This window comes from Alteromonas sp. H02, assembly GCF_059682525.1.
On sequence record NZ_CM185021.1, the window covers coordinates 2,853,986 to 2,869,106 of the forward strand.

The 15,121-nt window shown below is 44.7% G+C and carries 11 protein-coding genes; 2 read left to right on the forward strand and 9 right to left on the reverse strand.

Annotated elements, in window-relative coordinates; all coding sequences use genetic code 11:
* Positions 1–123: 123 nt before the first annotated feature.
* On the forward strand, positions 124–1,140 hold the full coding sequence (locus tag AC566Q_RS13275; RefSeq protein WP_499606933.1) for an ATP-dependent 6-phosphofructokinase: 1,017 nt from the start codon (positions 124–126) through the stop codon (positions 1,138–1,140).
* Between the two features lie 545 nt (positions 1,141–1,685).
* Here the strand turns inward: AC566Q_RS13275 and AC566Q_RS13280 are convergent.
* The 7 genes from AC566Q_RS13280 to AC566Q_RS13310 all read right to left on the reverse strand — a co-directional run bounded on the left by AC566Q_RS13280 (position 1,686) and on the right by AC566Q_RS13310 (position 11,440).
* Positions 1,686–3,884: a DEAD/DEAH box helicase gene (locus AC566Q_RS13280; protein WP_499606936.1), complete on the reverse strand. Its 2,199-nt coding sequence runs from the start codon at positions 3,882–3,884 to the stop codon at positions 1,686–1,688.
* Positions 3,881–5,188, reverse strand: a complete 1,308-nt coding sequence (locus tag AC566Q_RS13285) for an ATP-binding protein (RefSeq protein ID WP_499606939.1) — start codon at positions 5,186–5,188, stop codon at positions 3,881–3,883. Before AC566Q_RS13285 ends, AC566Q_RS13280 begins: the two co-directional genes overlap by 4 nt.
* A gap of 2 nt (positions 5,189–5,190) precedes the next feature.
* Positions 5,191–7,773, reverse strand: a complete 2,583-nt coding sequence (locus tag AC566Q_RS13290; RefSeq protein ID WP_499606942.1) for a tellurite resistance TerB family protein — start codon at positions 7,771–7,773, stop codon at positions 5,191–5,193.
* A 353-nt stretch (positions 7,774–8,126) separates the two neighbouring features.
* Positions 8,127–8,954, reverse strand: coding sequence for a LytR/AlgR family response regulator transcription factor (locus tag AC566Q_RS13295; protein ID WP_499606945.1), 828 nt, complete (start codon positions 8,952–8,954; stop codon positions 8,127–8,129).
* Complete coding sequence (locus AC566Q_RS13300; RefSeq protein WP_499606947.1) at positions 8,955–10,052, reverse strand: sensor histidine kinase; 1,098 nt, start codon at positions 10,050–10,052, stop codon at positions 8,955–8,957.
* 146 nt (positions 10,053–10,198) lie between these two features.
* Positions 10,199–10,660: an Mpo1 family 2-hydroxy fatty acid dioxygenase gene (locus AC566Q_RS13305; protein ID WP_499606949.1), complete on the reverse strand. Its 462-nt coding sequence runs from the start codon at positions 10,658–10,660 to the stop codon at positions 10,199–10,201.
* Positions 10,661–10,759: 99 nt separating this feature from the next.
* On the reverse strand, positions 10,760–11,440 hold the full coding sequence (locus AC566Q_RS13310; RefSeq protein ID WP_499606952.1) for a flagellar brake domain-containing protein: 681 nt from the start codon (positions 11,438–11,440) through the stop codon (positions 10,760–10,762).
* 106 nt (positions 11,441–11,546) lie between these two features.
* Here AC566Q_RS13310 and AC566Q_RS13315 point away from each other — a divergent pair, with 106 nt between their 5' ends.
* On the forward strand, positions 11,547–13,328 hold the full coding sequence (locus AC566Q_RS13315) for a M61 family metallopeptidase (protein WP_499606956.1): 1,782 nt from the start codon (positions 11,547–11,549) through the stop codon (positions 13,326–13,328).
* An 18-nt stretch (positions 13,329–13,346) separates the two neighbouring features.
* Here AC566Q_RS13315 and AC566Q_RS13320 read toward each other — a convergent pair whose 3' ends face one another.
* Both AC566Q_RS13320 and AC566Q_RS13325 read right to left on the reverse strand, forming a co-directional pair.
* The gene (locus tag AC566Q_RS13320) at positions 13,347–14,090 is read right to left on the reverse strand and encodes a M23 family metallopeptidase (RefSeq protein ID WP_499617509.1); all 744 of its coding nucleotides are present in this window, start codon (positions 14,088–14,090) and stop codon (positions 13,347–13,349) included.
* 52 nt (positions 14,091–14,142) lie between these two features.
* Positions 14,143–15,018: a 6-carboxytetrahydropterin synthase gene (locus AC566Q_RS13325; RefSeq protein WP_499606959.1), complete on the reverse strand. Its 876-nt coding sequence runs from the start codon at positions 15,016–15,018 to the stop codon at positions 14,143–14,145.
* Positions 15,019–15,121 lie beyond the last annotated feature (103 nt).

Sequence of the window (15,121 nt, forward strand, 5' to 3'; positions counted from 1 at the left end):
CACCAAGCTGACTGTGATTTTACGTGGTATAACAACATAATACTCATACTTGGACTGCAGAAGCGATGATAAATTCACCCTGCGCTATTGGTGTGTTTGTATCAAATTGTAAAGGAACGCTTTATGACCAATAAAAGAATTGCGGTACTGACCTCCGGCGGCGATGCACCGGGGATGAACGCCTGTATTCGGGCAGTTGTAGTAGCCAGTGAAGGCGCAGGCCATACTGTGATTGGCTTTGAACACGGCTTTAATGGCTTGCTGGCCGCTAACTGGCGTAAGCTGGATAGTAAAAAAGTACACAATATTATTCAGCGCGGCGGGACTATTCTGCGCAGCGCCCGCTGCAAGGAGTTCAAACAGGACGTCTCCGCCAAACTGGCCGCTAAACACCTGGATGAGCTTGCCATTGATGCCTTGCTGGTGATTGGTGGTGACGGTTCTTTTCATGGCGCTAAGCACCTGAGTAACTTCTGGGACGGTCAGGTTATTGGCCTGCCCGGCACCATCGACAATGATATTTACGGCACCGATGCCACCATCGGGTATTACACCGCTATCGAAACAGCAATGGACTCGATTGATAAGGTGAGGGATACCGCCGATGCCTTTGAGCGTATTTTCCTTGTTGAGGTAATGGGCCGTCATGCTGGATTTCTGGGTGCCAGTGCCGCGCTTTCCGGCGCGGCAAACTACGTGATATTACCTGAATTGTTCACCGACACAGAAACTACGCTCAAAGATATTCATCAGCAACTCTCTATTCACCGCCAGCGCTATGGGCATGAGAGTTTTATTATTGTACTTACCGAAAACCTGTGGCCTGAGGGGATTGCCAAATTGGGCGTACAGTTGGAAGAGCTTACCGGCGGTGAAGTCCGTCCGGTGATCCTTGGCCATATTCAGCGAGGCGGCTCACCAGTGAGTCAGGATCGAATGCTGGCAACCTTGCTGGGAGTAAACGCGGTACGCTGTGTGGAGCAGAATAAAACCGGCATTATGGTTGGTTTGCAAAACAACCAGCCGGTAGAAATTGAGCTGAGCCAAACCTGGGAAAACCGCAAGGAGCTTGGTGATACTCTGACACAGACCATGGTAACCATGCTCAATGAACGCCATAACTGGGGTATGACAACCTGAGTAAGACGCCTATTTTCTAAAATAAGTGGCTTTGCATTCCCCCATAAAAGGGAGCTCTATTGAAATCGAAGTAAGAACAAATTTTGCGCCCTAATTCAGTGTTGTCATCGTCACTGGCATACATAGCAAACTAGAAAAAGCATCATGGAAGAGGATTCAGTCGATGCTGCATAGGGGTGACGAGTAACCGAAATGCCAGTGGCATTTCGCAGTATGAGAAACGGCACGCCATGGAAGGCGTGGGTGGATGAATCACAGGGACGTTTGTTGCGATGGGACCAATTTACGCTGTCGGCGACTCCGACAACAATCTTTTAAACATCTTTCTTTGCTGGCTTAAACCTCTACTGCGGGTAAGTAATAAAGTCACAGACCAGACTAGAAAATAAACCACGATGATCGGTTGTCAGTTGGGCATCCAAAGCATTAAATTACCATACTCGAATGCCAACTATCGCAAAAACTGCACGTAGTTCGAGTATTATAGTTGCATACTGAAAACGTCTCTTCTTGGTCAAAAGCGGACATACTTACTTATATTTCGCTCAATAAACTTCCAATAGTTCTTTGACTTTAATCTTTGCACTGTCAATATCGAACGCTCTCGCGGCATAACCAGTTATAAGTAAATTTTCCGGTAGATACTCATCAAATTTATCGATCGCCTTTTCAGGAATTGATCCAGCCAACTCATCCGCAGATATTGTACCATCAGCCTGGAAACTCTTAAGTGCATCGATTACATCTTGCGAATCGGCCTTTTCAATTTCGATGACCCCTGCAAATGCTCCAGCAGCGAAACCCTTGCTAATCAGTACAGCAACGATAGTGTTTACAACTTTATCGCCAGCCCAGGGAAGGATCACAGTTCTATTACCTTGTTGAATAAAATTAGTTTTTGCCAGGTTAGCTGTTTGGAAAAATTTTGCCGCTTCCTGAAACAATGACTGTGCAGTTTCATCCGCAAACTCTATTCGGTGTTCGCCAACCTTTATTTTGTAGTCGCTCTCACTCAGTATTTTAAACATTTCTTGTCGAACCACATCATGAACCGCCATTCCAGCGCCGCCAAATTTAGGTGGCTGGCCTCCTTTGGCGCGGTTGACTAATATTACCTTTTTTTCCACATCAACTAATTCAACCACCCACCTTTTTCCTGCAAAAACGATATGTTGACCTCCTAAAATCAAGCTATCTACAGGAAGTGTTCCTAGCGTTTTGCTGCCTGAAACAATTCTAAATTCTTCAGGTGTTTTAAAGACGGCGTAAAAACTATAATGATTCGTTATTTTTTCGCCAGCATGCCCTAAAACTAGCTCTCCACTACCTAACTGAGTAATTAATTCAGTAATGCCCATATGGGACAATAAGCATTTAAAATGAGCGACGGTAACATGCTGAAACGGGCCGTCCTTACACAGCAAACTATATATTTGATCAGCTCTTATTCCTCCCCACTGGGCAGTTAATGCTAATATTTGATGCAGTAGTGTCGATAAATGCAATAGTGAGGAGTCAGCCGGTTCATACCACTTACTAGCAACTAATAGTCTGACCATCGCTAATGACTGAACTAGCTCCAGACGTAACTTATCTACAATACTGGATTGCTCTGTCAGTTCGTTCTCGGTAATTAGCATCCTTAGAATACTTGCACCACCGCGTCTTCCTGACCGCCCCATTCTTTGCCTCAAACTAGCTATCGAATGAGGCGCTGTAACTTGCACAACTGAGTTAACTTTCCCAATATCAATACCAAGCTCCAAGGTCATGGTACAAATTGCAGTAGTTGGGAGCCTTTCCTGCTGTAGCCGAGCTTCTAATGTTTCTCTCATTTCCTTTGAAAGGGAACCATGATGAGGAAAAAACTCATTTGGTACAGCGTTACTCTCACACATATCGGCTAATACTGCTGCAAGGATTTCAGTACGACTTCTGCTATTCGCAAAGACTAGATGGTTACCACCTCGGCAAAGTTCATATAAATCATTACAGACAAGCTGCTCAGCTCGCACGGCATCACCTACTGCTGTATTGGCCTCGATGTAGCCCTTGACCTGCATTTTTAGCGAAGCCGAAGATTGCGTTTGCTTAATTATTTTGCATGGTAATGATTTATTTGGCCTAAGAGAGAGTGGTACGGTCTCTAATTCACCAAGAGTGGCACTTAATGCAGTTCTGGGTATAGGAATTTTTAGGCGACCAAGCAAATGCTCTAATCGGTGAAGTAGACTCAACAAATGATGACCACGTTCAGTCCCTATGAATGCGTGAAATTCGTCAATTACAATGTGTTTTAAATTTTGAAAAGCAGATTTAACCCAACCACTATCTCGTATTAATAGTGACTCTAATGACTCAGGTGTGATTAAAACAATACCAGAAGGATTTCGTTTAAGCTTTGATTTACGACCTTGAGCACTATCACCGTGCCAAGGCGTAACTTGTAAGTCTAGTATATCTGCTAGACTTTCAAGCCTTCTATCTTGATCGTTTATTAGTGCTTTTAGGGGACTTATATATAAGATCCCGACGCCCCGCTTATCCTCTACAATAGTACTTATTGCGGGTAAAAAAAATGCTTCCGTTTTGCCTGCTGCTGTAGAAGCGCTGATGAGCACATCAGTGCCACCGGTCAAGATAGGATCAATCGCTAGGCATTGAATTTCTCGTAGGCGATCCCAGCCCTGCTTAAAAATCCACTGCTGTACACGAAAATCCAGCTTCTCGTGTTCATCTATCATAATTTGAAATCAGCTAGTCCATCTTCTTCTGATTCGATATCAAGCTCAACATCCGATGGTTTTTCTTCCACAATATCAAGTTTCGCAATCAAGCTATCCCACGAAATACTTGGATTTTGATCTATTACTGCGAGCATATCTAAAAAGGCTTTTATGGTATTTCTAGGAGTTCTGAAATAAGCATCACCAATTGTTTTACTGCAATGTACTAAAAATGCTTTAAGGGATTCATCAGGTACTAAATACTGTGTTTCATCGCCAGAGGCATAAACATGCCTCAGATTTTTCAGAAGAATAAATAACTCCTCAGGCGTCAAGCTAGCTAAATGTAGCGCAGGCGAAGAATAATCAATAACACCCGCTTGTTTTGCAAATGTATTACCTGCTAGGCGTGATTGCAGTGCTTCATAGCTATGTAAGCCTTTTCTTGGGTCAAGCAAGAACTCAGGTGTTCCCCCGAGTAAAAAGCCTAGATACTCCGCAGAACCCTGCAAACAGTCATTTAATATTCTTAAGATCTGTTCATAGTTCGACACTCGCGCTTGAGTACTATTAAGTTTGTATAAATTTACCATTTCATCGAGGTTAACCAATAGGCCCTCGTAGCCTGCTTGCCTCACGAATAAGCTCATTAGCTTTAAAGAATCATAAAAGGATGCATCAGAAATAATACTCCTAATCCCAAGATCTTTGCGTGCATCGGTCTTAGTTGCATATTCGGCTCTTAACCATTTTACTGCATTGTTTTTTAGCGTCTCATTGTCTGTTTCATGTCCAGTCCAGTAAGCTTCAATCACTTTAGAGAAGTCGTATCCTCCCACTAGTTCTGACAATGAAGATAATCTTTCTTGAATTACAGTGGTGATATCTTTACCGTTATTATCAGCTTCTTTTCGCGCTTCAGTAATGAACTTTTCTACTACGCTCGTTAAAGCATTACCGTCAGGCTTATTGCGAGTGGACATATTCCGCATGAGCTCAGAGTATAAATTCCTGGCTTGTCCAGATGATGCATGAATACGTCTATCCGGAGATAAATCAGCATTCACAGTTACCAGTTTTCGCTCCAAAGCTATAGCCCTTACAACACTTAAAAAGAACGTTTTACCGGAACCATATTCACCAATAATTAAACGAAAAGCTGAGCCACCTTCAGTAACCCGAGCTATATCCGCAATCAGAGCTTTTAACTCGTTGCCTCTGCCGACCTGTATGTGCTGTATCCCTACTTTTGGCGTAACACCCGATTTAAGCGACTGGATAATAGCATCACGCTCTTTAGCTCTAATTTTTTTGGCTGCCATTGCTATAACTCCCTTATTTCTTCAACTATTTCTTCATCGATGTATATTTCGCCATCATCTTCAATCACTGGCGCATCGACTAAATCAAACGCCCAATCATTAATGGTTTCGATTGCACCATCAATCATAAGATTAAGATCACCGCATATTTTAGCCACTTCATTACGGCTCCATTGCGCTTGAGTACATAGCTTTTCATAAAGCTGGCTATGGGCTTGATCTAATCCATTAATATCATTTGAAGATTCAGCAAGTTCTAAACTTTCACTTTCATCATCTTCTTCAGAGGTAAATATCTCCTCTAGCATACCTTTCGCCTCTGTAGTTTGACTCTCATGAAGCGCTAAGATAGCTTCATCAATGGAAAATTCGGATGAACTTTCGCGTCCGGAAACTGATTGATGATTACTCGTAGTTAGTTGGTGTATATCACTCGATACAGTATCTTTGTCCAGCCCTAATTTCGTATAGAGTTTCTCGATCTGTTTTACTTCTTTGTTATCAACATTGCCATCAGCGAGTGCTATAGAAATAATAAACCGCTTAACAAACTCGATCTCCTTTGCTCCCAGGCTACTAAGTCGATTTTTCAAACCGGTATTGTCGGAAGGTGTCGCTAAGCGCCATGTCAAATATGCTTGCAAAGAGCGCTTTTCTGTATCTGTTAGCTTTTCATCATGCGCAATAAGCTTCTGTAACTCAGTGCTTTCTGATTCATCAACAAAACCATCTATACTGGCAATCATCGCTCCTAACCGAAGGGCCACACCGACTTGGTTAAATGTATGACTGGGGATAAAACCGTTTTCATGACCTGGTGCAAACAACACAATTTTCCCATCTAACTTAAGTTTCGCGTGGTGATACCTTAAATCAGGAGCAACTCCAACATTCGCAAAGTTTGCCAGACTACAAATCAATTCACTTTCTTTTTTGTTAATGGCTTTTGGTTTCGGTAATCCTGTTTGTAACCAAAACTCAGCAACATCTGTCAATCCCTCATTTTCAGAAATGATAGTCTGTGCCCAAGCTTTAAACGTTTCGACTAGTGGGGATGGCTGACTATTCGCGATCGCACTAGGAAGTAACATTAATGCTGCTAAGTCATCTTTCGTTGTGTCAGCTTTACCTAAATATCGACTGTAACTTGCCAATTCCTCAGTCACCCTATCTGCAACTGGAATGAGTTTGTTAATAGGCCCCTTTAGAATACTTGGATCAGGCAAGCCTTCTAATAAGATTTTAACCGAAGGTATGCCACCACTGGCAGCAGAATACTCTGCATTTAATTTAGTCTTGTTAGGTTTAACAGGCATTCCTTCCGGAAATTTCTGTTTAAAATAAATCTTAAATAGGGAGTCAAATTCAACTTCACAACGTCTTGCTGCTGTTCTTAAACTGTATTGTTCTGAATTTTTAATCCATTCAAGCGCTAATTCTTCATCAACTTTTTCTGTTGAAACAACTTGCTCTGCTAAACGTAATTTGAAGAGTAATGACTGACGTGTTTTAGGCAGCTTATGTTTTTCACTTTCAAATAAGTCAGGTTTAACCAAATACATAAACTCCAAGAAGTTTGCCGAGTAACCAGCAAATGAACGGTTAAATCCAAAGACCGTGTTAAGTCGAAGCACTTCCTCAAAAATATGCTCAAAATGTATCGCTTCAGTATATGTATCTTTACTATTTTCCAGGAAAAACCTTTCAAAGCCGTAAAAATATAAAAAAACAAACCCTATAGGCGTATTTTCTGCACTTCTATCTGAAGCTAACCAGTCAAGGTAGGAGCCTCTGCATTCCCGTGACAGTGAATCATAGCTGGGCCAGTAACCTAGTGTTCCATCAGTGTAAAAGACCGAATGGTTAAATGATTGCCCTGCGGCGGGTAAGGAGCTGTTCACTAGCGCAGGCTCTTGCATATATCCACGTAGGGAGTCCATACGCTCCCCAACATACAGAAAGCCTCTTAGTGTACGGCCGTGTAACTTAACCTCCTGGTACTTACCAATCCACGCCCCCTTTCTTCCTACTTTGACTAAATCGCTTTGGGGTTTTGAGCTTTCAAAAATATTGAACGAAGCGAGACCATCATCGGAAGAAGATGAACTAGATGCATGTTCAACTCTTGAAGTAGAGTATTGAGATTGGCTTTTAAGTCGAGAAGCCAAATTTTCCAAAGCCTTTTTGGGAGTAGCTGAAACTTTTGAAGCTTCTACCGGAGCGTTACCTTTAGTCTCTTCCTTGTCTTCTACTATTTTGACCTCTTTACTCCGCTCAGATACATCTGGCTTAATACCATTCTCGCCTTTATCTTCTATACGTCTGTTGATCATCTGATCGTCAATATTTCGAGAACCAAGATTGGCTTCTTTTTGTTCTTTATAACTTCCGGCAGAATTTGAATCAGATACGTGCACACTTTCAGTTTCGTAAACTGCTTTAAGTGAAGCTTTTTTAAATTCTTTTGTTGGATTATCGTAAACTTTATCAGACTCACTCCTAGGTTTTACTATTTCAGCTTTACGTTTAGGCTTTGCTAAAAGAAAAACGATAAATATGGCGAGAAGAACATATACAACTTCCATGTAAAAAACCTCTATATTAGTCCCCAAACCTGTATTGTCGGGGCCAATGATAAAAACTTGTCTTTACTTAAACTAACTGATTTGGCTTGATGAAGCCATACTCAAAGCAAACGAAAAAAATATTCTAGTTTAGCTCCCGTATCACCAAAGCCCAAAGTGTCCGCTACTCGCTCAAAGCTGTCTCGAGCATTATAAATCTATATTACTCAGTATGGTGCCAGTTTACTCTCCGACTTCTACAGGCATAGCTCTACCACTTGTGATAATTACCTACCGAAGTCCATACATTAGGGCTTACAAAAGAATGACGGCGCTTAAAGCGCCGTCTTGTTTTAGTATGTAGTTAGTTTAGCTTACATCTTCATGGCCGCTTTCACCTTATCACGGTGACTACGACTCACTTTGAGCTCGGTATCGTTATTGAGGATAAGGTGATACTCACCGCTTATGTGACTCACCAGTTTTTTCACGTAACGAATATTAGCGATAGCTGAACGGTGAACACGCACAAACAATTGCGGGTTTAATTCCTGCTCAAGTTCTTTCATGGTTTTACGCATAATATGCATGCCATCCAGGGCATGTACGCACATGTAATCACCGGCTGCATCAATCCACTGAATATCAGATACATTTACCCGGGTCACTTCTGAGCCGTCTTTAATCGCCAGTACATCCGGATAAGGATTCGTTTCTACCGCTTCACCACTGGCAAGCTTACGTAAGATTTCTTCGCAATCGTCACCGGTCAATTCGGCCACCAGATTGACCAGTTTTTTGGACTGCTCATCTTGGTTCTGGGTAGCATAGTACTCGCGAACTTTCTTTATAGCGGCACTCAATCGTTCGTCATCGGCTGGTTTAAGCAAATAATCGAGAGCATGAACATCAAAAGCCTTAATGGCGTAGCTGTCGTAAGCGGTAACAAAGATAATCATCGGGATGGGCTGCTTCAGCTCTTTGAGCTTGTTGATTACCTGAAAACCGTTTAATCCGGGCATTTGAATATCGAGAAAAACCAGATCCGGACGATGCTGAGAAATCATACTGACTGCGTCCAGACCATTCTGACATTCAGCAACCACTTCTACATCATCGAACTTTTCCAGGCGTAAGCGTAAACCACTGCGGGCCAGAGGCTCATCGTCGACGATAAGAGTTTTAATTTTTTGCTGACTCATTTAAATATCCTTTACATCATAAGGAATACGAACACTAACGCGTACTCCCTGCGGCTGATTATGTTCAACCGTAAAAGCAAAATTCCGATTATACAAAGCGTGCAGGCGTTCTTTTATATTAGGCAGACCCACACCGCCGGTGCGGCTTAACTGACCATCAAGAATATCTGCCCCCGGGCCGTTATCGGCTACATCGAGAAGCAGATCGTTACCAAATCTGCGTGCATCAATGGTGAGCTTGCCTGCATGTTCAAGCTTAGAGATAGCATGCTTAATGGCATTTTCAACGATGGGTTGCAGTATCATACTTGGAACCATAGCGTTTTCGCAATCTTCTTCGATATTCCAGACCACTTCCAGACGTTCGCCGAAACGCACTTTTTCAATTTCTAAATATAACCGTAATGCCTTGATTTCCTGACCTAATGCCACTTTTTTAATGGGATCGTTATCCAGCGAGTAGCGCAAGAAGTCACTCAGTCTCGATACCATGGCTTCGGCGGTATCATTGTTCTTCATCAGGATCAGCGTTGAAATGGCGTTGAGTGTATTAAACAAAAAGTGCGGATTAAGCTGATAGCGCAGCATCTTGAGATGTGCCTGATGAGCCATGGTGCTGGCTTTTAAGGCATTTTGCTTTTCCCGCTGTAGCATCTCAAAGTTTTTGATACCAAAATACAAACCGCTCCAACAGCCGATCATGATCATTGAATCAATGGTATTACTGAAATACATATACCAGGCATCGGGCCTGAAGCCGTGTTTGTAGATTTCCCAGTAGTTAACATTTTTTACTACTGCCCATAACAGGGCAACAGCATAAGACGCGGCTAACACGGTGAGCAGTAACTTAACGGCTCCCTGATTGCGCGCCCAGCGATACACGTAGCGCAGCGGGATAGTTAAAATCCAGCCAGCATAGGAATTGAGGATAATAATAAACAGGAAAATGGGACGAACTTCATGCAAAAACGACCCAATGTAATAAACCACAGCAAATCCCGCCCACCCTGCGGTATGTAATACCCAGAATAAACGTTCGTTGTTTTCAAATAGTCGCTGCCACTTCAGCACAAAGGTACCAGATTGTTTTGTCATCTACTGCATTATACGTGTATTTGTGAGGGTGAATAATGACTTAGTCGTAATTGATTTACGATTTATCGCACTATTGGTATACCTGAGGGTAACAGGCAATGTGGACGGTACAGACTTTGCGCAGAAATTGCCACATTGCCGGAAGGTTAATAACTAATATTTAAACGTTTGAGCCAGCTACCCCATACCCAGGCAGGGCCAATCAACAGAAAACGTAAATCGGTGAAAAACGACGGCCTCTTACCTTCAATCGCATGGCCAATAAACTGCAAAATCCACATGATCACAAACACCCCGACACTCACCTGCCAGACTGGCACGGCAGATTGAGCGATTTGTTCGATAATCAGGAAGCACGCAATGGTTAGCAGCGTCATGGCGGCACCAATCGGGCCGGATAGCAGGAAATAATAATACAGCACCGGGATGGCAATGATATGCGCAAAGTTAATCCCGTATTGTTCAATAAAACCAGGCACGGGTATCGACCAAATCAACCCGATGACTGAAAAGTAGATGGCCGGCACGGCCAGATTGTGAATCATCTTGTTGGTTGGATTCATGTGGCTTTCTGAATATTCGTTAAACAGCCGTTCAATATCACGCATACTAATTGTCCCCGTTTCCTGTTTGATACGAAATGAGGCAAATAATTGTTTTATGGTCGGCCTCTTTTCGCTGCTGGTACAACCAGCGTAGGATCTATCCTAAAGCTCAACAATAAAACGATCCAACAATTTTTTAACAATTCCTGCGTCAGCGGCAAATTGGACGCCATAAAACACCCGCGTTTGAGTGGTACTGCTGTTTTTAATGAGCCCTTTAATCACGTTTTCTTTGTCTTCAGCAATTTTCAGCTGAATGGTTTTACCTTTTTCCAGAATGGGGAATTCCGGGCTCGATTCGAGTACGCACCGACACCCCTGCAAGGACACATCCAAAATCATACAGTCGGTGCTTAAGGTTTGCTTATCATCACTGGCACTGACACGGGCCTGAATGCCCGGTGTCCAGCGCTTATGCTTGCGCAGAGCGAGTGTTTGCAATGACTCCGGCATAGCCACAAACAGTATAGGTACGGGATGAGTAATCACTTTGATAACGTGGGAACGAAACGCAATCACCTTGCCTTCATCGCCTTCCAGCACGTAGCGTAAAACCACTTCATTGTCTGGCACCAGCACGTCTCGCAGATACCCCCAACGGGACTCACTGGGAACCTGAAACAACAGGCAGTTGGGTACATCGGCGCCAATATAGCCGGTTTTTACCCGCTTAGGTGCGGTGGGCGTGGAGATTTGCAAATCCACCACACTGCCGGGCATAAGCGACTGTAAGCTATTGATATCAGCACTACTAAGCAGGATCTTTTTTTGTTTGGGCATCATTTAAAACTGAATCGCAATCACTATAGCTATATAATCATATTTTCAGTATTTCACAACTATTCATGTCCATTCTGGCTAAAACAGGCTGCAAGAAGAGGTATCTCCCATGGCGCAACAATCGCCCGTCCTTCAGTATTCATTATCGGTAAACTCCGTCAGCCAGCATTTGTTTGATGTCACGTTATCCATTCCGTCTATGGATAGTGAACATCTCAAGCTGAGCCTGCCGGGTTGGATCCCGGGCAGCTATATGGTGCGCGACTTTTCCCGCAATATCGTTAACTTTACCGCCACTAACATTGAAGGACACCCCATTGACGTTAAACTGCTGGATAAACAACAATGGCAGTTAACCACTGGCGGCGAGGCGGTAGAGATAGCGTATCAGGTGTATGCCTTCGATCTGTCAGTACGTAGCGCCTACATCAACGATGAGTACGCCTTTTGTAACGGCACCAGTGTTTTTGTAAGCGTTTCTGGCTGTGAAAGCCTGCCCTGCGAACTGGTGATTAAGAGCCCGGCGAGCAAGCCATACTGGCAAATAGAAACCACGCTGCCTCACCTTGAGGATAACCGTTTTATCAGTGCTGACTATGATGAACTCATTGACCACCCGATATTTATTGGCGAATGCACCAGTGCCGACTTTGAGGTAGATGGCGTTACCTTTACCCTAATGTTCAGCGGCACCACGCAGTACGATCTGCCTCGCCTGTGCGCCGATCTCAAAAAAGTCTGCCAGCATCATTTATCATTGTTTGGTAAGCCCTACCCGGTTAAACATTATTTGTTTATGACCTTGATTGCCAATGAAGGCTATGGTGGCCTTGAGCATCGCAGTTCAACTGCGCTGTTATTCCCCCGTTTTGAACTGCCACTTGCAGGTGAGCCTGAAGAACTGAGCGACAGCTACGTTAACTTTATCAGTTTGTGTAGCCACGAGTTGTTCCACACCTGGCACGTGAAGCGCATCAAACCCGATGTGATGGTGGTGCCGGACCTCAGTCAGGAAACCTACACCGACCAGCTGTGGATTTACGAGGGCTTTACCAGCTTTTATGACGATGTCACTCTGGCCCGCGTAGGCGTAATCCCGCCGGAGCGTTACTTTAAAATAGTCGCGCAAAACCTCACCAGGCTGTATAAAAATGCCGGGCGTTTTAAGCAAAGCATTGCCGAGTCGAGCTTTTATGCCTGGAATAAATTTTATAAACAGGACGCCGGTTCAATTAACCATATCGTGAGTTATTACAACAAAGGCGGCATCGTTGCACTGGGGCTGGATATTCTGCTTCGCGAACGCAGTAACAACCAATACAACCTGGACGATCTGATGCGCTTGCTGTGGGCACAATACGGTGATGAAAGCGGCACGCCGGCCCATGTGATTGAACAACTTTGCCGTGATGAACTTAACGTCGATATAAAAGATTATCTAGATGCCGTGGTGTACGGCACACAAGATGTGGCGCTGGATAGCTTGCTGGAACAAATTGGCGTCAGCCAAACCTTACAAACGCCGCTTTCTTTACAGGATAAGGGCGGTGATGAGGTGTCTGGTAAAGTATCGCCCCGTTATGATTTTGGTGCGGTGACCAAAGATGCCGATACCGGTTTAATCATTCAGGCGGTGCAGGAAGACTCAGCGGCGTGTCAGGCCGGCCTGCAGATAAACGATAAACTTATCGCTGTAGACAGCTACGTGGTCAATAGCAAATTATTGCAGAGGCTGCTCACCTTGCCTAATGACGAGCCTCTGACGCTAAGTGTAATCAGGGATGGCCGCTTACTCAGCCTTTCCTTGCCGTTGCTCCCTGCTCAGGCGCAAAGCTGTGTGCTGAAAATTACCGATGAAGAAAAGGCCGCAGCATGGTTAGGGCGTCAATAACCGCCCTGTTTGAAAGCGCTAGCGAGGCGGTACCAGTAATGCGGGATCCAGTCGCTCACTAAACCAGTTGATGCGCCAGTCAAGGTGGGGCCCGGTTGCCCTGCCCGTGTCACCAATCTCACCGATTTTCTGGCCTTGTTCCACCAGATCACCGGGCTTAACCGTAAGCTTGCTTAAATGCAGAAACGTTGAATTAACCCCAAGGCCATGATCAAGAATAATGGTGCCGCCGGAGTAATATAAATCCGGGTGCGCCAGAGTCACCTTGCCACCGGCCGGTGCAATCACCTGTGTACCGGTTGGGGCGCCAACATCCACACCGTAATGCGGGCGTTTGGGCACACCGTTAAACACTCGCTGACTGCCGTAAACACCGGTAATTGGCCCTTCGGCCGGCCAGATAAAGTCCACCGCAAAATCCGTTCGCTCACTACTGGTTTTACGTGCTTTAGCAACCCGCCAGTTATCATCTTTTATGCGCTCCAGCACACTTTTGGGCGGCGTTACCATGGCTTGCGGTACGCCTTCAATACGTTGGGTGGGATATTCCCGGGCAGTCAGCGTTAGCTCGCGATTTTGCACCTCGCCGTCGGGCGTTTGCCAGCGCAGCGCCTGAGTGAGTTTGGCATCACGGCCAAACCCCATCACAAATATACCGTTGGCCAACACTTTAACCGGCTCATCATTCAGCCATACTGCACTACCGGGCGTAAGCTCGCCACGCAATAAACTACCTTGGGTTAACTCGCCGCGCAGTTCCATAGCCTGCAACGCACTGCTAATGCATAACAAACCAAACAATACGCTTTTCAGCTTAATCACCTACCATGGCTCCCTTGCCAACCCCTTCGTAAGCCATCACGCAGCAGCTATCATCTGGCAGTCGCTGTTTTTGCTGGGTGTAAATGTATTGTGCAAGGCACTCTACGGTTGAGTCGGTATCAATGATTTCGCAAATTGATTCAGGCAAAACAATTTCAAAATAGCCCTGGGCTGCCTCGTAGGCAAAACACACATGAGCATCATAGTTTGCTAACCGATGCTGACATTGCAGTGCATCGGCACTGATCTGATCTTCCCGGGAGGCAATATAGATGTCTTCCCAACGCCTGGCCCAATAAGCTTCACTCTCCAGATCCTCACTGCCGTTGGTGATTATATCAACCCGCGAGCGATGGCCATGTGCGATCCGCTGACAGTTACCATCGTGCTTTTTTAGCCCATGGGTATAGTGATAAAACGGTGTGTTAATGACTTCCGTGCGTAGCTTAATGGTAAGGTTGTCCACGTTATCCGGCAAATGGGTGGCAATCACCTCGCGCAGATATTCACTTACCGAGTCCATGGTGATAGTGGGCGCATAAATAAACGCGTAGGCTTCCGCCGGGCAATACATCTGAATGGCCTGCTCATTAGGCAGATCAAAGCGTACTTCTACTTGTTCTGAGTCTTCATCACGGCGGATATGTGCCTGTTCGCTTTCTGCCGGCACCAGCAGTTTATGGTCGATATAACCGTCGATCAGGCGTTTAAGGTTCTTCTTCACTACGCCAAAATCCTGGATCATACTTTCTTCATTCAAGGTGCCATCCAGCAGCACATCCACAATCCAGCTCTCGCCAACCATGCCACGCTCAGGGCATAGGTAAGAGAAGTCCATGACGGTGAGGTCGTTTACAAATAATTGCATTGTATCTCGTTTAATCTTTAACAGGTTGGCGGCTCACCGACTGCGAGACGCCCAATAATCCACTTAGTATACCAGCGATAGTAAAGTGACTGTACTACTAGCT

Coding starts and splice junctions, on each gene's coding strand:
- AC566Q_RS13275 (WP_499606933.1), top strand. CDS start 124: ATGACCAATAAAAGAATTGCGGTACTGACCTCCGGCGGCGATGCACCG.
- AC566Q_RS13280 (WP_499606936.1), bottom strand. CDS start 3,884: ATGATAGATGAACACGAGAAGCTGGATTTTCGTGTACAGCAGTGGATT.
- AC566Q_RS13285 (WP_499606939.1), bottom strand. CDS start 5,188: ATGGCAGCCAAAAAAATTAGAGCTAAAGAGCGTGATGCTATTATCCAG.
- AC566Q_RS13290 (WP_499606942.1), bottom strand. CDS start 7,773: ATGGAAGTTGTATATGTTCTTCTCGCCATATTTATCGTTTTTCTTTTA.
- AC566Q_RS13295 (WP_499606945.1), bottom strand. CDS start 8,954: ATGAGTCAGCAAAAAATTAAAACTCTTATCGTCGACGATGAGCCTCTG.
- AC566Q_RS13300 (WP_499606947.1), bottom strand. CDS start 10,052: ATGACAAAACAATCTGGTACCTTTGTGCTGAAGTGGCAGCGACTATTT.
- AC566Q_RS13305 (WP_499606949.1), bottom strand. CDS start 10,660: ATGCGTGATATTGAACGGCTGTTTAACGAATATTCAGAAAGCCACATG.
- AC566Q_RS13310 (WP_499606952.1), bottom strand. CDS start 11,440: ATGATGCCCAAACAAAAAAAGATCCTGCTTAGTAGTGCTGATATCAAT.
- AC566Q_RS13315 (WP_499606956.1), top strand. CDS start 11,547: ATGGCGCAACAATCGCCCGTCCTTCAGTATTCATTATCGGTAAACTCC.
- AC566Q_RS13320 (WP_499617509.1), bottom strand. CDS start 14,090: ATGGAACTGCGCGGCGAGTTAACCCAAGGTAGTTTATTGCGTGGCGAG.
- AC566Q_RS13325 (WP_499606959.1), bottom strand. CDS start 15,018: ATGCAATTATTTGTAAACGACCTCACCGTCATGGACTTCTCTTACCTA.